The sequence below is a fragment of the Aeromonas sp. R5-4 genome (genome assembly GCF_040908215.1).
GTDB classification, from domain to species: domain Bacteria; phylum Pseudomonadota; class Gammaproteobacteria; order Enterobacterales; family Aeromonadaceae; genus Aeromonas; species Aeromonas veronii.
In genome coordinates this window covers 113,143-131,892 of record NZ_JBFODG010000016.1, presented here as the reverse complement: position 1 = coordinate 131,892, position 18,750 = coordinate 113,143, and the positions used below count along the sequence as shown (strand labels likewise).

Genomic DNA, 18,750 nt, shown 5'->3' with positions numbered 1-18,750 from the left:
GGTGAGCTAATGGCATCGGCACCACTTGCAACAGAATTTTTTAGCATGCCTGTTCGCAACAAAAGCCAAAAGCTTAATGCACTTTTAAACGTATAGTCACATATGTTTATTCCACAAAATAACTCGTCTACGGATATCAATAATTTGAATGCCGATTTAGAGAAGCTTGGGTCATTTAGTAAATCATAAATATTTCTATTTAGGTTGATGGGTGAAAAAACATTAGCTAATTCATTTTGTAAAGAATGAAAATTGTTGTTTTGATTATTTCCACTAGAAAAGAATCTATATGTCACATTGCCGAGAGATGCATTTTCAAGAAAACACTTCCATTCTTCGGCTAGTATGAGTGACTCTGCACGGTCGTTTTTATCCCATGCGAAATGTTTCTGTGGTGAAACCATCAATCTATATTTATCTGTGTACTCACATAATGTATATAGAATCAAAAATACATTTGGTGGCCAAGAAAAAATACTTGATAAGTCATTTTTAACAGGGAAATTAAATTTCGTCGATAGCTGAAATGCTGATGTGCTATCACAGTCTGGAAAGTAGTTCTCAATGTACTTAGATAATTTCACGCTATTTCTCATCAAATAGTCAACTACGTCTAATCGGCGACAATACCACAGCCGCAATTCTAGGAACAGAACCGTCTCGTCGCATGGCGTAGCGAATTTAAGGTTATCTCGATGGGTAATATAAAAACCAACCCGGCCTAAGCCGGGTTGATTGCATCAAGAGCGGGAAAAATCACAGCGCTTCCAATCTGGCATACGCCGTTACCAGCCACTTGGCGCCGACGTCATCGAACTGGATCTGCACCCGGCTCTGCTGGCCGACCCCTTCGAAGTTGAGTACCACCCCTTCGCCGAATTTCGGATGGAGCACCCGCTGGCCGAGCTTGATGCCGCTGGCGTCGAAGCTCTGCTGCACCTCGTTCTGGCTAAAGCGGCCGTACTGGGTGGGGCGGCTGACCTGGGTGCGCAGCCGGATCTCTTCGAGGCACTCGGCGGGCATCTCGCGGATAAAGCGGCTCGGCTTGTGGAACATCTCGCGGCCGTAGATGCGGCGGCTCTCGGCATAACAGATGTAGAGCTTCTCCATGGCGCGGGTCATGCCGACGTAACAGAGGCGGCGCTCCTCTTCCAGCCGGCCCGACTCTTCGGTGGACTGCTGGCTGGGGAACATGCCCTCTTCGACGCCGACCAGCAGCACCAGCGGGAACTCCAGCCCCTTGGCGCTGTGCAGGGTCATCAGCTGCACCGCGTCGGCATATTCGTCCGCCTGATTCTCGCCGGACTCCAGCGCCGCGTGGGCGAGGAAGGCGGAGAGATCGCTCATATCCTCCAACTCGTCCGGGCGCTGGTACTGGCGGCAGGCGGTGACCAGTTCGTCCAGGTTCTCTACCCGTGCCTGGGATTTCTCGCCTTTTTCCGCCAGATACATCGCCTTGAGGCCGGAGTTCTGGATGGCGATATCCGCCTGCTGGTGCAGCGGCAGCATGGCGACCTGCTCCTCCAGCGCGTCGATCAGCTCGACAAAGCCGCGCACCGCATTGCCGGCGCGACCGGTCAGCACCTTGTCGTTGAGCAGGGCCTTGGCCGATTGCCACAGGTTGAGCCCCTGATCGCGGGCGTTGCCGCGCAGGATCTCGAGGGTGCGATCGCCGATGCCGCGGGTCGGGGTGTTGACCACCCGCTCGAAGCTGGCGTCGTCGCCACGGTTGTTGATAAGCCGCAGGTAGGCCATGGCGTCTTTGATCTCTTGCCGCTCGAAGAAGCGCAGGCCGCCGTAGATGCGATAGGGCATGGCGTCCTGCATCAGCGCCTCTTCCAGCACCCGCGACTGGGCGTTGGAGCGATAGAGGATGGCGCAGTCGGCCAGGAGGCCGCCCTTTTCCTTCCAATCCTTGAGGCGGCCAACCACGAAGCGCGCTTCGTCCACCTCGTTGAAGGCGGCGTAGAGCGAAATCGGCTCGCCCTCGGCCCCTTCGGTCCACAGCTCCTTGCCAAGGCGCTCGGCGTTGTTGGCGATGACGCTGTTGGCCGCTTTGAGGATATTGGCGGTGGAGCGGTAGTTCTGCTCGAGGCGGATGGTCTCGGCGCCCTGATAGTCGGTCAGGAAGCGCTGGATGTTCTCGATCTTGGCGCCGCGCCAGCCGTAGATGGACTGGTCATCGTCGCCAACGATCATCACCTTGCCGCTGTTGCCCGCCAGCATCCGCAGCCAGGCGTACTGGATGCCGTTGGTATCCTGAAACTCGTCCACCAGGATGTTCTGGAAGCGGTCACGGTAGTGCTCGAGGATGTGCGGCTTGTTCAGCCACAGCTCGTGGGCGCGCAGCAGCAGCTCGGCAAAGTCCACCAGACCGGAGCGATCGCAGGTCTCCTGATAGGTCTTGTAGATCTGCTGATAGGTGCGGGTGACGGGGTCGCCATAGAGGTCGATGTCGCCGGGGCGCAAGCCCTCATCCTTCTTGCCGTTGATGTAGCCCATCACGGCGCGCGGGGCCCAGTGCTTCTCGTCGAGGTTGAGCGCCTTGAGCACCCGGCGGATCAGCCGGTACTGGTCGTCGGAGTCGAGGATCTGGAAATCCTGCGGCAAGCCCGCATCCAGATGGTGGGCCCGCAGCAAACGGTGGGCGATGCCGTGGAAGGTGCCGATCCACATGCCGCGCACGCCGTCGCCGATCACTTTTTCGACCCGGCCGCGCATCTCGGCCGCCGCCTTGTTGGTAAAGGTGACCGCGATGATGGAGAAGGGTGAACAGCGTTCCACCTGCATCAGCCAGGCGATACGGTGCACCAGCACCCGGGTCTTGCCCGAACCGGCACCGGCCAGCACCAGCAGGTTGCTGCGGGGCGCCGCAACGGCATCTCTTTGCTTGTCGTTGAGCCCGTCGAGCAGGGTTGAAACGTCCATCACCACTCCTGTTTATTTATACAGGCGGGGATTATACGGCCATCCCCCCTGCCAGACCAAATCCAAACTCGGGGGGAGGGGCGAGATGGGCGGTTGCAGGGGCACCGGTGCGGCCATTTTTGGCTGGCGCAGAGAGAACGGGGCGGTGAGGTTTCCAGCTGTAGCCAATCCTTGCTCGCGCGGTTTGTGGGGATTTTGCGAGCCGGATCACGGGCTTGCCGGGGGGCTGGATGAATAACAGGGGAAAACGGTTTACAGTAACTTGCTGAACAATAAGAGAAATGTCGTTTGGGTCTTTTGGCTGTTAGCATAAAAAACTGAAAAATAGCTAAAAAACAACTGCTTATAAGGTTATTTGCTTAGAATTCAAACCGTTAACGCAAACGTTTTTCCCTTATCATTTGCTTGACCCGCATCGGGGCTGACTTAGAGTAAGCCTGCGTGCTAGATAGCCTGCTCTGACAGGCAAGCAAGTTCCCTCACTTAATAACAATCAAGGATACGATCGTGACTAAAGTGCTCAAGCTGGCCACCGTGGCCTCCCTCACTCTCGCGGCTCTCTCTGCTCAGGCTGCTTCCGAGCCAGCCGTCATTTATGACACCGCGGGCAAGTATGACAAATCATTCAACGAAGCCGTGTTCCGTAACGGCGTCGAGCTCTACAACAAGGACAAGGGCGTCAAGGTCAAAGAGTTTGAACCCCAGAACGAAGCCCAGCGCGAGCAGGGTCTGCGTCGTCTGGCCAGCCGTGGCAACGGCCCGATCGTGGCGGTCGGTTTCAACATGGGTTCTGCGGTAGAGAAGGTTGCGACCGAATTCCCGAAAACCCAGTTCACCATCATCGACATGGTGGTCGACAAGCCGAACGTCCAGTCCGTCATCTTCAAGGAGCATGAAGGTTCCTTCCTGGTGGGCGCACTGGCAGCCATCGCTTCCAAGAGCGGCAAGGTCGGCTTCGTGGGCGGCATGGATATCCCGCTGATCCGCAAATTCCAGTGTGGTTACGAGCAGGGTGCCAAGTTCGTCAATCCGAAGATCGAAGTGTTCCAGAACATGGCGGGCTCTACCCCGGCCGCGTTTGCTGACCCGGCCAAAGGTGCCGAGCTGGCCAAGTCCCAGTTCGCCAAGGGCGCTGATGTGGTTTACGCCGCAGCCGGCGGTACCGGTATCGGTGTCTATCAGGCAGCCAAGGACAGCGGCAAGTTCGCCATCGGGGTGGACTCCAACCAGAACCACCTGCAACCGGGCACCATGCTGACCTCCATGGTCAAGTCTGTGGGTCTGGCCGCTTACCAGACCTGGGATGACGCTGCCAAAGGTGAGTGGAAGCCGGGTATCAAGAACCTGGGTCTGGCTGAAGGCGGTGTGGATTGGGCGCTCGACAAGGACAACGAGAAGCTGATCACCCCGGAAATGAAAGCCAAGGTGGATGCCATCAAGGCTGAAATCATCGCTGGCAAGGTCAAGGTTCATGACTACATGAGCGATAACACCTGCAAATACTAATTAGATAGTTGCTACGACTCTCAACGCACCACCGGCCCGCACGGGCCGGTTTTTAGTCTTATTTCATGAAACGCAGGGCTGCATCATGGACCAGACAGATCGCTATGCCATCGAATTAAGAGGTATCGATAAGCGGTTCGGCGAAGTGTACGCCAACAAGCTGATCGACCTTAAGGTTCGCAAAGGCAGTATCCACGGCATTGTCGGCGAAAATGGCGCCGGTAAGTCCACCCTGATGAGCATCATTTATGGTTTCTACCATGCCGACAAAGGCGAGATGCTGATCGACGGGAATCCTTTCAAACCCCATGGCTCACAAGATGCGATTGCCGCAGGGGTGGGCATGGTTCACCAGCACTTCATGCTGGTGAACAACTTCACCGTATTGGAAAACGTCATCCTCGGCGCTGAGAACGGCTGGCACCTTCAGCAGAGTGTGGCGTCAGCCGAAAAGCTGCTGGGCGAACTGGCGCGAGATTATGGCCTCGACGTGCCGTTGCACGAAAAGGTCGAAGATCTGCCGGTTGGCTTGCAACAGCGGGTCGAAATTCTCAAGGCGCTCTATCGCGGCGCTCGCATCCTGATCCTCGACGAGCCGACCGGGGTACTGACCCCGCAAGAGGCGGATCACCTGTTCGAGGTGCTGAAAAAGCTGCGGGATCAGGGGGCGACCATCATCCTCATCACCCACAAGCTGCGCGAGATCCTGGCCATTACCGATCAGGTTTCCATCATGCGCCGTGGCGAGATGGTGGCGCACGTCGCCACCAAGGATACCGACAAGGAGCAGCTGGCCGAACTGATGGTGGGCCGCAAGGTGCGCCTCAAGGTCGACAAGGGGCCAACCCAGCCCGGTGAAGCCAAGCTGAAGATCGAAGGGCTCAGCTATTTCGACGCCAGCAAGGTGGAGCGGGTCAAATCGGTCAGCTTCGAGGTGCGGGCCGGTGAAGTGGTCGGCATCGCCGGGGTCTCCGGCAACGGTCAGTCCGAACTGCTCAGCCTGCTTGGCGGCATTCTCAAGCCGAGCAAGGGCAGCTTCACCATCAGCAGCCGCAGCGGCGTGCACAAGGTGAGCGCAGAGCACCCGGCCGATCCGGAGCTGGTGCGCAACTACGGCCTCGGTCATGTGCCGGAAGATCGCCACAAGATGGGGCTGATCAACCGCTTCGAGGCGAAAGAGGCCTTTATTCTCGGTTATCACCGTCGCCCGCAATACAACAAGGGGTGGCTGCAGAACAAGGAGGCGATCCAGCAGGATTGTCAGGCCAAGATGGAGAAGTGGGACGTGCGTCCGCCCCATCCCGATCACAAGACCGCCAACTTCTCCGGTGGCAACCAGCAGAAGCTGGTGATCGCCCGTGAAGTGGAGCAGGACCCGGATGTGCTGTTGATTGGCCAGCCGACCCGCGGGGTCGACATCGGTGCCATCGAATATATCCACCAACAGATCATCGCCATGCGCGACAAGGGCAAGGCTGTCTTGCTGGTCTCGGTGGAGCTGGACGAGATCATGAGCCTCGCTGACCGGATCCTGGTTATTGCCGATGGTCGTATCGTCGGCGAGCTGGATGGTGCCAAGGCGGATGAGCGCACCATTGGTCTGATGATGGCGAACATAGTGCCTGACGAGATTGCCAAGGAGGCCCACTGATGAGCCAAGTACGTATTCCTGCCTGGGTCTCCGTAGGCGTCTTGTCTGCGGTCAATATCCTGCTGGCCTTCCTGGTGTCGGCCATCCTGTTCTACTACCTCGACATCAACCCGGTCGATGCCGCCAAGATCATGTGGTACGGCGCGTTCGGCACCGGTGAAGGGGTCGGCTTCACCCTCTACTACGCAACCGGCTTTATCTTTACCGGTCTGTCGGTGGCGGTCGCCTTCCACGCCGGTCTGTTCAATATCGGTGGTGAAGGTCAGGCCTATATCGGCGGTCTCGGTGTCGGTCTGGTCTGTCTGATGCTCGGCGATGTGCTGCCGTTTGCACTGCTGTTGCCGCTCTCCATCATTGCCGGTGGTCTGTTCGGTGCGGCCTGGGCCTTTATTCCGGCCTGGCTGCAAGCCAAGCGCGGCAGCCATATCGTGATCACCACCATCATGTTCAACTTCATCGCCGCCTCCCTGATGGCCTATCTGCTGGTGGAGGTGTTCAAACCGCCCGGTTCGATGGCGACCGAGAGCAAGGTGTTTGCCGAAGCAAGCTGGCTGCCCAAGATGAGCGGGCTGGCGAACCTGTTCGGGATGGAGATCCCCAACAGCCCCCTTAACATCAGCTTCTTCTGGGCGCTGATCTGTGCGGCGCTGGTGTGGGTCTTTATCTGGCACACCCGCTGGGGTTACGAGATCCGCTCGGTCGGGGCCAGCCAGAGCGCCTCCGCCTACGCCGGTATCTCCTATCCCAAGGTGGTGATCCTGGCGATGGTGATCTCCGGCATGCTGTCGGGCTTCTTTGCCCTCAACGTGCTGCAGGGTGAGCTGCACCAGATCAAGCTCAACTTCGTGGAAGGGTTCGGCTTCACCGGTATCGCGGTAGCGCTGATGGGGCGCAACCATCCGGTCGGCGTCATCATCGCCAGCCTGCTGTTCGGTTTCCTCTATCAGGGGGGCGCCGAGCTCAGCTTCGAGTTCGGTGTCGACCGCAACATCGTGGTGGTGTTGCAGGGTCTGGTGATCCTGTTCTGTGGCGCCCTTGAGCACATGATGCGTCCGCGCATCGAGCAGCTCTATCTGGCGTTTGCCAACCGCTCAGCCGCGCAAGCTAAAGGAGTCTGATCATGTTTGAAATTCTGATCCTGATGCTGGATGCGACCATTCGTACTGCGCCGCCGCTCATTCTGGCGGCCATGGCGGGTATGTTTTGCGAGCGCTCCGGGGTGGTCAACATCGCGCTGGAAGGCAAACTGCTGGCGGCGGCGTTCGCCAGTGGTGCGGCGGCGGCGGTCTCCGGTTCTGCCTGGGTAGGTCTGGGGGCCGGGGTGGGTGTCTCCATCCTGTTCGCCCTGATGCACGGTTTTGCCACCATCACCCATCGCGGTGATCAGGTGGTGAGCGGTATGGCCATCAACATTCTGGCGGCCGGTCTGACCGTCACCCTGGGCCGTTACTGGTTCGATCAGGGGGGCCAGACTCCGGCGCTCTCCGGTGATGCCCGTTTCGCCCCCATCGATCTGCCCTATGCCAAGGAGTTGTGGGATGTGCCGGTGATCGGCCAGCTCTACAGCGAGCTGTTGAGCGGCCACTCCCTGCTGGAGTACGTGGCGTTCGCCTGCGTGCCGCTGGCCTGGTGGGTGATGTTCCGTACCCGCTTCGGTCTGCGTCTGCGGGCGGTGGGCGAGGCGCCCGCAGCGGTCGATACCGCCGGTATCTCGGTGGTGCGGATGCGCTACACCGCGCTCCTCATCGGCGGTCTGCTGGCCGGTATCGGTGGCACCTATCTGGCGGTGGCCCAGACGGCCCAGTTCATCCCCAACATGAGTGCGGGCAAGGGCTTTATGGCACTGGCGGCGCTGGTGTTCGGCAAGTGGCGTCCCTGGAATGCCATGGCCGCCTGTCTGCTGTTCGGCTTCCTCGATGCGGTCGCCATCCGCCTGCAAGGGGTCAGCATCGGTGGCTTCGCCATTCCGGTGCAGGCCATCGAGGCACTGCCCTACATCCTGACCGTGTTCCTGCTGGCCGGTTTTATCGGCCGCGCGGTGGCACCCAAGGCACTTGGTACACCTTATGTGAAGGAGCGGGAGTAACGCTCTTAAGTGCGATATTCCCGATCACACAGATAACAGCAGGCCCACTTCGGTGGGCCTGTTTTTTTATGGGCGGTATGGGGCAGGCCAGCCGGGAGCTGGATGGTGTGATAGAGGGAGGCGATGGCGTGAAGGGATAAACGGGCTGCGCGATCTGCTGCTGGTCGTGGTTGGCGTACAGGCGCTGACCCCCTTGTCAGCTCCATCAAAAACCCCCTCGTATCAGGAGGGGGTTGCAGAGGTTATTGCCAGATTAGCCCTGAGGATCAGGGTGCCAGCACCAGCTTGTAGACACCAAAGCCGGGGTGTTTGGCATCGGTGGGCGGCAGGGTCTCCACATAGTTCAGCTTGCTGCCAGTAAGGGCTTGCGCCTCGCTGCGTGGCGAGCTGTAGATGCGCAGATCCAGATTGGCGGGCAGGGGGGCCAGCTGCCAGTTGTTGTCTGCCGGGGGCTCGAAACCGGCCGGATTCTTCTCTGCCAGATCCTTGAGGTATTCGGAGAGCACTTCGCGGGTTTCGAACTGATCTTCATGGACGATCACCTTGGCGTTGATGCCGGGGAAGTTGCCACCACCACTGGCGCGGTAGTTGTTGGTCACCACGTAGAACATCTGGGCCGGGTCGATTGCCTTGCCCTGATAGGTGAGGTTGGTGATGCGGTAGCTGTCGCTCACCTTGTTGCCATCCACATCGTAACGGGCGGGTTTGGTCACATCGACCTGATAGTTCACCCCGTCGATCACGTCGAAGTTGTAGGTGCGGTACTTCTCGTTCACCAGCCACTGGGTAGCGGTGCTGGTAGCATCGATCTTGTTGAACTGGACGGCGCTCTTCTCCAGCCACTCCTGTACGGTCGCGCCATTGATGGCGACCACCTGCAGGGTGTTGGGGTAGACATAGAGGTCGGCCACGTTGCGCAGGGAGATATCGCCAGCCGGTACATAGGTGAAGTCGGTCGGGCCGTTGCGACCGCCACGGAATGGCGCGGCGGCGGAGAGAATGGGCCATTTCTCCTTGAGCTGACCATCCTGTTGCAGCTTCTTGGCGTGCCACAGTTGGGCGTCGCTGACGATCTGGATGGAGGGGTCATCCTGCACCAGCGCGAAGAAGCTGTGGATCGGCTTGGTGATCTTGCTGAGGGGCTCGTCCAGCCACTGGTTGGCCTGCTCGTGCTCGGCAATGACCTGATCGACCACCGCCTGATCTTCGGTGCTGCTGGCGCTGCTGTCGATTTTGCGCAGCTGGGACTGGCTGGAGGCCACTTCCCAGCGACCCTCTTTCCAGGTCATGTGCAGGTCGATGATGCCAAGGTGGTTACCCCAGACGCCCGGCATCACGGTCGGTACACCCGCCAGGGTGCCTTTCTCATTGTCCACGTCGGTCATGTTGGGGTAGTCGCCCGGGAAGGTGCGGTGGGCGTGACCCAGCAGCAGGGCATCGACCCCTTTTACCTTGGCCAGCGGCAGAGCGGCGTTCTCCATCATGGGTTCGCGCGGGTCACCTATGATGCCGGTATGGGCCACGACCACGACGATGTCTGCGCCCTTGGCGCGGATTTCGGGTACATAGTGCTCGGCGGTCTCGACCATATCGGCCACCACCACCTTGCCTTCCAGATTGCGCTTGTCCCACTGGGTGATCTGGGGCGGAGTCAGCCCCAGCACCCCGACCTTGATGGTCTGGGTATTGCCGTTGGCATCCTTCACCTGACGATCCAGCACCACATAGGGTTTGAATTTCTGCTTGCTCCAGTCGATGGTGCCCTTGCCATCACGGCTGAAGGCATCGGCCTGGAAGACGTTGGCGTTGATGTAGGGGTAGTTGGCCCCTTTCAGGGTCTCTGAGAGGAAGTCGAGACCGAAGTTGAATTCGTGGTTGCCCAGGTTGCCGACATCATAGCTCATGGTGTTGAGCGCCTTGATGGCGGGGTGGGTTTGCTTGCTCAGCCACTGCTGTTTGACCTGTTGGTCGTGGATATAGTCGGCCAGCGGGGTGCCCTGGATCAGGTCGCCGTTGTCGATCAGCAAGTTGTTGGCGTTCTCTTCGCGGGCCTTGCGGATCAGCACAGCGGTGCGGGCAAAGCCCAGCGAGGCATCCGGCTTGTTCTGGTAGTAGTCGTAACTCAGTAGGTTGGAGTGGATATCAGAGGTTTCGATCAGCCGCAGGGTGAGATCACCGGGGGCCTGAGAGTTGTTGTCGTCACAGCCGGACAGCAAAAAGATAACTGCCACCGCGCTCAGTTTGAGGGTGGTTTTCATTGTTGGATTCTCTTGTTATGGGTATGCCAGCGTGGTGCATTCTATCGACAGCAAAAGAATCCGATTGTGAGCAGGCTGGCAATTCGGGCTAATTACCCTCCTGTTAATAGAGTTATGACTCTGATTTTCATCTGTTTTTTCGGGTCGCTACCCTCGCTGCTTTTCCGCCGTTAGTCACCCTGTAGTCACCGCAGTGCGGTCGGGGCAAGCTGCGCGGCCTGCCGTTCCTGCGAGGCTGTAATGGTTGGTTACAGATCTCCATTCGACTGATAGATGACCTTTCCCTTAAATTCAGCGGCGATTGATTGCATCTAAAAATTACAAAGCGACAGCAAGGAATAAAAACTCATGAAAATGCACAACAAAGCGCTGCTGGCCATCGCCTGCGCCGCTGCCCTGTCTGCCTGTGACAGCGAAAAAGCTGCCAACAGCATCGCCAAGCGGGTGCCACTGGCCCTGCCGGAGGCGGGTCTTTACCAAGCGAATCTGATGAGCCGCGACGGCGACAAGGCGACGCCGCGCATGATCAAGGATCTGGATGGTCTGGCGCTGGTCTACCCGAAGGGTGAAACCGTGCAGCACTGGGGTGTCTGGGTGGATCATCAGGTGGGCAAGGTCGAGACCAACAGCCAGTGGTTGGGGCAGGCTGACCAGAAAGCCGACAAAGACGGGATCTACCCGGTGCAGTTGATCCGCAACAGCGAACGGCTCGGCACCAGCACTGCGCTCAGCTCGGTGACCAATGACCACAACCTCATCACCTTCCAGGATCAGCCGGTCATCGATCTGCAGGGCAAGGAGAGCAAGCGCTGGGTTTTTGATTTCACCCGGAGCGGCACCAAGTTCTCCGACAACTCCCCCATCTATTCCGGTTTCAGCGGTCATGTGGCGGTGACAGCCCTGACCACCAAAGCGGTGACCACGGCCAGCTGGAGTGCTACGGGCAGCGATGGCTTCAGCAGCGACATGGTGGGCAAGGTGGATACCACCAACAACGGCGGCAAGGTGACGGTAGCGATCGAGTTCCCGGCGGCAGGTTGTACGCTGGTGGGCGAGGGGAGTGCCACTGCCGGGTTGAGCAAGCTGACCATGACCGGGTTTGGCAAGTGCAACTTCAAGCAATCCGCGGTAGCCACGCCGATCGAAAACCTCTGGAATGCCGCTCTGGCCCGGGCGATGGATAACCGCATCGCCTATGTCACCACCTATACCACGGATGCCAAAAAAGAGGCGCTGGTCATCGGCTTCCCCGACACCAATGGCTTGCTGATCACCGCTGACAAGCGATAAGCAGCCCAACGGCAGGGGTGGGCAAACGCGCCTGAAACAACAAGGGAGCCAGTGGCTCCCTTGTTGTTTTCAATGCACGGTTTACAGCAGGAACAGGGTCGCCAGCCCGAGGAAGATAAAGAAGCCGCCGGTGTCGGTGATGGCGGTGATCATCACGCTGGCGCCCACGGCCGGGTCGCGGCCGAGGCGGGTCATGGTCATGGGGATGATGACCCCCATCAGGGCGGCCACCAGCAGGTTGAGCATCATGGCCAGGGTCATCACCGCGCCGAGCGCCGCATCCTGATAGAGCAGATAGGTGGCAATGCCCATGGTGCCGCCCCACACCAGCCCGTTGATAAAGGCGACGCCGAGTTCCCGCAGCAGCAGGAAGGAGAGGTTGCCCGCCTGAATGTGCTGCAGCGCCAGCGCCCGCACTATCATGGTGATGGTCTGGTTGCCGGTGTTGCCGCCGATCCCGGCGACGATGGGCATCAGGGCCGCCAGCGCCACCAGTTGGGAGATGGTGTGCTCGAACAGGCCGATCACCCGCGAGGCGACAAAGGCGGTGCAGAGGTTGATGGCGAGCCAGGCCCAGCGGGTCTTGACTGCCTTGGAGACGGGCGCGAATACGTCTTCATCCTCGCTGATACCCCCCATCCGGCGCAGGTCGGTGTCACTCTCCTCATAGACCAGATCCACCACCTCTTCGACGGTGAGGCGGCCCATCAGCTTGCCCTTGCCATCCACCACAGCGGCGGAGAGCAGGTCATCCCGCTCGAAGGTGCGGGCCGCCGCTTCGTCGTTATCCTCCGGATCGAAGGTGACCGGATCCCGTTCCATCACGTCGCTCACCAGGGTAGCGGGTTTGTGCAGCAGCACTGTGGTGAGGGCCAGCTCCCCCAGCAGATGGTTGCGGCGATCGATGACGAACAGCTTGTCGGTGTTGGCGGGGATCTTGCCGCGCAGGCGCAGATAGCGCTGCACAGTGGCCAGACTCACTTCGGGGCGGATGGTGATGATCTCGAAGTCCATCATGGCGCCGACGGTGTGCTTGCCGTAGCGGATCACCTCCCGCACCCGATCCCGGTCGGCGGGGGCCATATAGGTGAGCAGCCGCCCCATCAGGTTGCGTGGCAGGTACTGGCCCAGATAGATCTGGTCGTCGATATCCAGGGTGCGCAGGGCGTGCAGCAGCTCCTTGTCGCTCATACCGCTGATGAGGCTGTCCCACACCGTCTCCGACGCTTCGACCAGAATCTGGCCGCGCTTCTCCTCCTCCACCAGTGCCCACAGGGCATGACGTTCATCGGGCGGCAGCGACTCCAGCGCATCGGCGACGTCGGCGGCGGGCAACCCGTTGACCAGAGTGGTGAGTTCGCTGGTCTGATCGCGCTGCTCGGCATCCTGCACCGCCTGCGGGTCGAGCAGGCTGTCGGTGAGGGCATCATCGCGCAGCAGCAGGGTGAGAATGCGGGATCTGTCATCCGCGCGCTGCCTGGCGCTGTTCTTGATGGGAAGAGACATGGGATGAATTCCTGAGATGGTAGCCAAGGGCTCAATGCCCATAGGATACCAGACTTAAAACAACAGGTTATGACCGTGATGGGAGAAGAGGGAGGTAAAAGTGAGGCCACCTGCTGGTGGCCTCATGGTGAGTTGCCGAGGATCCCTCAGGCGAGGGCTCGCTGGCGCTGCGGGGCCTCGCCAAACCAGGCGAGCCGGTCGGCCAGGGTCACTACCGAGCCCACCATGATCAGCGCCGGGCTCTCGACCCCCACCGCCAGTGCGGGCAGCTCATCGAGGGTGCCGCGAATGACCCGCTGGCAGGGCTGGGTGCCACGCTCGATCAGCGCCACCGGGGTGTTGCTCGCCTTGCCGTGGGCCAGCAACTGCTCGCGGATGGTGGCGCAGGAGGAGAGCCCCATGTAGAAGACCAGCGTTTGCCGATCTTTGGCCAGCAGCGGCCAGTCGAGATCCCGGGCGCCCCCCTTGCCGTGGGCGGTGACGAAGCGAACGCTCTGGGCGTGATCGCGGTGGGTGAGCGGAATGCCGGCGTAGGCGGCGCAGCCGCTGGCCGCAGTGATCCCCGGCACCACCTGAAAGCCGATGCCGCTGCCGACCAGCGTCTCCAGCTCTTCGCCGCCACGGCCGAAGATAAAGGGGTCACCCCCCTTCAGCCGCACCACCCGCTGGCCCTTCTGCGCCTCCTCCAGCAAGAGCTGGTTGATCCCCTCCTGCGGCACGCAGTGGTTGCCCGCCTGCTTGCCGACGAAGATGCGCTTGGCATCCCGGCGCACCAGCGCCATCACTTCGTCAGAGACCAGTCGGTCATAGACCACCACGTCCGCCTGCTGCATCTGGCGCAGGGCGTTCAGGGTGAGCAGACCCGGATCACCGGGACCGGCTCCCACCAGCACCACCTCGCCAGCGCTCTGGCTCTCGTCGGCAAACAGGTTGTCGGCCAGCTGGTTGGCAGAGGCGCTATCGCCCCGCGCCAGCGCCTGACCGAGTCGGTCCGCCCCGAGCAGCCGCTCCCAGAAGCGGCGCCGCTCTCCCATGCTGGCGAAGCGGGCCTTGACCCGCTCCCGCAGGCTGCCGGCAAAGGTCGCCACGGCCCCCAGATGTTGCGGCAGCAGGGCTTCCAGTTTTTCCCGCAGCAAGCGGGCCAGCACAGGCGCCTTGCCGTCGGAGGAGATGGCCACCATCAGCGGCGAGCGATCGATGATCGACGGCATGATGAAGCTGGAGCGTTTCGGGTCATCTACCACGTTGGCAAAGATCCGCGCCTGATTGGCGCTCTGGTAAACCAGCGCATTCACCTCGCGCCGATCGGTGGCCGCCACCACCAGCCACTTGCCCGCCAGTTGCTGCGGCACAAATTCACCGGCCAGCCACTCGATGCTCCCGTTGGCAGCCAGTTCCGCCAGCTCGGGGTCGAGCTCGGGCGCGACTACTGTGAGCTGGGCACCGGCATCCAGCAGCAGGCGCGCCTTGCGCTCCGCTACCTCGCCGCCGCCGACCAGCAGCACGGGTTTGTTGTCGAGTCGGCAAAAGATGGGCAAGTAGTCCATGGGGCCTCCGGATCAGGCGGTTCGGGTCTGGTTGGCGGTGCTGGTGGTCTCGCGCACCGCGACCGGGCGCTCAGCTTTCGGGGTGGCATACCAGTAGCCGAGGCCCATAAAGAGGACGCCGGAGACGGTGTTGCCCAGCGTCACCCACAGTAGGTTGTGGCCGATGCCGCTCAGGGTGTAGGCCTCCGAGTGGGCGCCAAACCAGGAGAGGGCGAACAGGGTCATGTTGGCGATGGAGTGTTCGTAGCCGGAGGCGATAAAGGCCAGCAAGCACCACCAGATGGCGATGAAGCGGGCGGCTCCTTCAGTGCGCAGCGCCATCCAGATGGCGAGGCAGACCAGCCAGTTACAGAGGATCCCCTTCATAAACAGGGTCAGGGCCGGTGCCTGGGTCTTGGCCAGCGCCACCTTGTGGGCCAGACTGCCTGCATCCGGTAGCAGGCTGCCGCCGTAGGAGTAGATGAGCGCCACCACGATGGAGCCAATCAGGTTGCCGGCCCAGGTCTGCGGCAGGATGCGCAGCAGGTCGGCCATGGTGATCTTGCCGCTCTTCACCCCGAAGGTGAGGAACATGGTGTGGCCGGTAAACAGCTCGGAGCCAGCGATGATGACCAGCGTCAGGGCGATGCCGAAGGTGGCTCCCATCACCAGCGGTCGGATGGCGGGATCCACCAGATTGCCGAGGGTGAAGATGAGGATGATGCCGAGGCCCACATAGGCCCCCGCCATGGCGGAGCTGAGCCAGAAGCCGAGCTTGTCGCTGCGCTCGAAGCGGTTGATGCGGGCCGCGTTGGCGGCGCACTTGTTAATGGTTTCCGTGTACATCTTGTGAGTCCTTGAAAGGGCTGCCCTCTGGCAGCCCGAAAGAGAGTGAAATCGGCGTTAGACGGCGACCCAGACCTGCTGATCGCGCACTTCAACGGGGTAGCTTTGAACCGACATAGCGGGGTTGTCGAAGCAGTGGCCGTCGCTCAGGCGAAAGCGCTGCTTCTTGAGCGGGCTGGCGACCCAGAGCTCGCCGTCGTGTTCGCAGATCAGGCCCCGCGACAGCACGTTGGCGGCGAAGAAGGGATCCCGGTTGTCGATGGCGAACACCTCGGCGGCCGCACTCGGGCGGAACAGGGCGATCTGATGCCCCTCGAGCAGAGCGCAGACGCCGGTTCCCGGCAGGATGTCGTTGAGTTGGCAGGCAAGTTTCATCATTTGGTTTCCACCTCGATCTGGTAGACAGGGATGCGCTCGGCCGGGGTCGCAGGTCGGTGCTGGTCGCGTTCGCTGACGAACTGAACGTCCGGGTCGCGCTTGTCGCTGTTGATGAAGTGGCTGAAGCGCTTGAGCGCCTCCTCTTCGTTGAGGGTGCGCGACCATTCGCACTCGTAGCTGTCGATGAGGGTCTGGATATCGCGCTCCAGCGTCTCGGCCAGCCCCAGCTTGTCGTCGACGATCACCTCGCGCAGGTAGTCGACGCCCCCTTCCAGATTGCCGAGCCAGACCGAGGTGCGCTGCAGTTTGTCGGCGCTGGTGACGTAGAACATCATAAAGCGGTCGATCAGCTTGATGAGGGTCTCGCGGTCGAGGTCAGAAGCCAGCAGGTCGGCGTGGCGCGGTTTCATGCCGCCGTTGCCGCCCACATAGAGGTTCCAGCCCGCGTCGGTGGCGATGATGCCGACATCCTTACCTTGGGCTTCCGCACATTCGCGGGTACAGCCGGAGACGCCGAACTTCATCTTGTGCGGGGTGCGAATCCCCTTGTAGCGGTTCTCGAGGAAGACCCCGAGGCCGACGCTGTCCTGCACGCCGAAGCGGCACCAGGTGCTGCCGACGCAGGTTTTGGCCATGCGCAGTGCCTTGGCGTAGGCCTGACCTGTCTCGAATCCGGCTGCCAGCAGCTTGCGCCAGATGGCAGGCAGATCATCCTTCTGGGCCCCGAACAGGCCGATGCGCTGGGCGCCGGTGATCTTGGTGTAGAGCTTGTAGTCGCGGGCCACTTCGGCCACCGCCAGCAGCCCTTCCGGGGTCACTTCGCCACCGGCCATGCGCGGGATGACGGAGTAGCTGCCGTCCTTCTGCATGTTGCCGAGGAAGATGTCGTTGGTGTCCTGCAGCGGGATGTTGCGCGGGCTCAGCACATGCTCGTTCCAGCAGGAGGCGAGGATGGAGCCGACGGTCGGTTTGCACACCTCGCAGCCATAGCCCTGACCGTGTTTGGCCAGCAGCTCGTCGAAGCTCTTGATCCCCTCCACCTTGACCAGATGGAACAGCTCCTGACGGGAGTGGGGGAAGTGAGCGCAGAGGTGGTTGTTGACCTCGATGCCCTGCTTCACCAGCTCGGCGTTGAGCACCTGGCTGATGAGCGGCACGCAGCCGCCGCAGCCGGTACCGGCCTTGGTGTGCTGCTTGATGGCGGCCAGGGTGGTGTGACCCTCGGCCACCGCCTGGGCGATGTCGCCTTTGGAGACATCGAAGCAGGAGCAGATCTGGGCGCTCTCCGGCAGGGCATCCACCCCCAGTGTCGGCTTGGCAGCGGCGTAGGCGGGCAGGATCAGGGTGTCCGGGTGGCTCGGTAGCGGCAGGGCGTTGAGCATCATCTGCAGCAGGTTGCCGTAATCTTCCACATCACCCACCAGCACGGCGCCGAGCAATCGGCTGTTGTCTTCGCTCACCACGATCTTCTTGTAGACGCCGGCCTGATCGTCCTGAAACACATAGCTGTGGCTGCCCGGGGTGCGGCCATGGGCATCGCCGATGGAGCCGACGGAGACGCCGAGCAGCTTGAGCTTGGCGCTCATGTCCGCCCCTTCGAAGCGGCTGTCGCCGCCGAGCAGATGGTCGACGGTGATCTGGGCCATCTTGTAGCCCGGCGCAACCAGCCCGAAGAAGCGGCCCTGCCAGGCGGCGCACTCGCCGATGGCATAGATGTCGGGGTCGGAGGTGAGGCAGTGATCGTCGATGACGATGCCGCCGCGCTCGGCGATGGCCAGATCACCGTAACGGCCCAGGGTATCTTGCGGGCGAATGCCGGTGGAGAAGACCACTACGTCCACCTCAAGCTGGCTGCCGTCGGCAAAGGCGAGGCGGTGTTTCGCCTGCTCGCCGCCATTCATCAGGATCTCGCTGGTGCTCTTGCTGGTGTGTACCTGTACGCCCATGGATTCAATTTTGCGGCGCAGCAGCTGGCCACCCTGACCGTCGAGCTGCTCGGCCATCAGCACAGGAGCAAACTCCACCACGTGGGTCTCGAGACCCAGTGCCTTGAGGGCACCTGCCGCTTCAAGGCCAAGCAGACCGCCCCCGATCACCACCCCGCTCTTGCCGCTCTTGGCGGCGCTGCGGATGGCTTTCAGATCCTCGATGGTGCGGTAGACGAAGCACTCGTGGTGCTGGCAGCCCTGGATGGGCGGCACCCAGGGGTAGGAGCCGGTGGCCAGCACCAGCTTGTCGTACCCGACCACTGTGCCCTTGTTGGAGTGCACTTCGCGGTTGGCCCTGTCGATTTTTTTCACCGCTTCGCCGAGCAGCAGGCTGATGCCGTGCTTGTCGTAGAAGCCGGGTTTGACGAGGGAGAGATCTTCGCTGGTGTGATGGGAGAAGTAGGAGGAGAGATGGACGCGATCGTAGGCGGGACGGGGTTCTGCACCGAAGACGGTGATCTCGTAGCGGCCCGGGTCGGCCCGCTCGATCAACTCTTCGATGAAGCGGTGCCCCACCATGCCGTTGCCCACAACGACCAGTCTGACTTTGCTCATGATTGCCTCTAGTTTGGAGTAATAAAACATCATTCTGGGGCTAGGCTACCCAGTCAGTCGGGGCGGGCAATTGATGCAAATCAAGTGTCTATTTATATATCTCGTCAGGGGTAATTCGATAAAATTCAAAGATATACAAAAATAGGTATACCAGTTGATGATTTCTGCGCTGGCTTGGAGTGCGGGATGGTGGAGAGCAAGAGCGCTTTAGCAAAAGCCGGGGAGTGAAAAC

At 60.7% G+C, this 18,750-nt stretch carries 12 protein-coding genes; 5 read left to right on the top strand and 7 right to left on the bottom strand.

Features of this window, described 5'->3' with window-relative positions:
• Positions 1-756: 756 nt before the first annotated feature.
• Positions 757-2,928, bottom strand: coding sequence for a DNA helicase II (gene uvrD, locus AB5Y83_RS08260; RefSeq protein WP_041209786.1), 2,172 nt, complete (start codon positions 2,926-2,928; stop codon positions 757-759).
• 507 nt (positions 2,929-3,435) lie between these two features.
• On the opposite strand from uvrD, the gene AB5Y83_RS08255 reads away from it, so the two are divergent.
• The 4 genes from AB5Y83_RS08255 to AB5Y83_RS08240 all read left to right on the top strand — a co-directional run bounded on the left by AB5Y83_RS08255 (position 3,436) and on the right by AB5Y83_RS08240 (position 8,171).
• Positions 3,436-4,434, top strand: coding sequence for a BMP family protein (locus AB5Y83_RS08255; RefSeq protein WP_005340803.1), 999 nt, complete (start codon positions 3,436-3,438; stop codon positions 4,432-4,434).
• Positions 4,435-4,519: 85 nt separating this feature from the next.
• The gene (locus AB5Y83_RS08250; protein WP_368174987.1) at positions 4,520-6,085 is read left to right on the top strand and encodes an ABC transporter ATP-binding protein; all 1,566 of its coding nucleotides are present in this window, start codon (positions 4,520-4,522) and stop codon (positions 6,083-6,085) included.
• On the top strand, positions 6,085-7,203 hold the full coding sequence (locus AB5Y83_RS08245) for an ABC transporter permease (RefSeq protein ID WP_005357011.1): 1,119 nt from the start codon (positions 6,085-6,087) through the stop codon (positions 7,201-7,203). The genes AB5Y83_RS08250 and AB5Y83_RS08245 overlap by 1 nt, the downstream gene beginning before the upstream one ends.
• A gap of 2 nt (positions 7,204-7,205) precedes the next feature.
• Complete coding sequence (locus AB5Y83_RS08240; protein ID WP_005340795.1) at positions 7,206-8,171, top strand: ABC transporter permease; 966 nt, start codon at positions 7,206-7,208, stop codon at positions 8,169-8,171.
• A 266-nt stretch (positions 8,172-8,437) separates the two neighbouring features.
• Here the strand turns inward: AB5Y83_RS08240 and AB5Y83_RS08235 are convergent, their stop codons facing one another.
• Positions 8,438-10,429: a bifunctional 2',3'-cyclic-nucleotide 2'-phosphodiesterase/3'-nucleotidase gene (locus tag AB5Y83_RS08235; protein ID WP_107683294.1), complete on the bottom strand. Its 1,992-nt coding sequence runs from the start codon at positions 10,427-10,429 to the stop codon at positions 8,438-8,440.
• 348 nt (positions 10,430-10,777) lie between these two features.
• On the opposite strand from AB5Y83_RS08235, the gene AB5Y83_RS08230 reads away from it, so the two are divergent.
• The gene (locus tag AB5Y83_RS08230) at positions 10,778-11,719 is read left to right on the top strand and encodes a hypothetical protein (RefSeq protein ID WP_368174986.1); all 942 of its coding nucleotides are present in this window, start codon (positions 10,778-10,780) and stop codon (positions 11,717-11,719) included.
• Positions 11,720-11,800: 81 nt separating this feature from the next.
• On the opposite strand, the gene mgtE is transcribed toward AB5Y83_RS08230, so the two are convergent.
• From mgtE to nirB, 5 genes are all read right to left on the bottom strand, one after another.
• The gene (mgtE, locus tag AB5Y83_RS08225) at positions 11,801-13,225 is read right to left on the bottom strand and encodes a magnesium transporter (protein ID WP_123172126.1); all 1,425 of its coding nucleotides are present in this window, start codon (positions 13,223-13,225) and stop codon (positions 11,801-11,803) included.
• A 146-nt stretch (positions 13,226-13,371) separates the two neighbouring features.
• Positions 13,372-14,772, bottom strand: a complete 1,401-nt coding sequence (cysG, locus tag AB5Y83_RS08220) for a siroheme synthase CysG (RefSeq protein WP_368174985.1) — start codon at positions 14,770-14,772, stop codon at positions 13,372-13,374.
• 12 nt (positions 14,773-14,784) lie between these two features.
• On the bottom strand, positions 14,785-15,597 hold the full coding sequence (gene nirC, locus AB5Y83_RS08215; protein WP_368174984.1) for a nitrite transporter NirC: 813 nt from the start codon (positions 15,595-15,597) through the stop codon (positions 14,785-14,787).
• 57 nt (positions 15,598-15,654) lie between these two features.
• The gene (gene nirD, locus AB5Y83_RS08210) at positions 15,655-15,972 is read right to left on the bottom strand and encodes a nitrite reductase small subunit NirD (RefSeq protein ID WP_236297635.1); all 318 of its coding nucleotides are present in this window, start codon (positions 15,970-15,972) and stop codon (positions 15,655-15,657) included.
• Positions 15,972-18,518 carry a nitrite reductase large subunit NirB gene (gene nirB, locus AB5Y83_RS08205; RefSeq protein WP_368174983.1) on the bottom strand — a complete coding sequence of 849 codons (2,547 nt, stop codon included), beginning with the start codon at positions 18,516-18,518 and terminating at the stop codon, positions 15,972-15,974. Before nirB ends, nirD begins: the two co-directional genes overlap by 1 nt.
• Between the last annotated feature and the right edge of the window lie 232 nt (positions 18,519-18,750).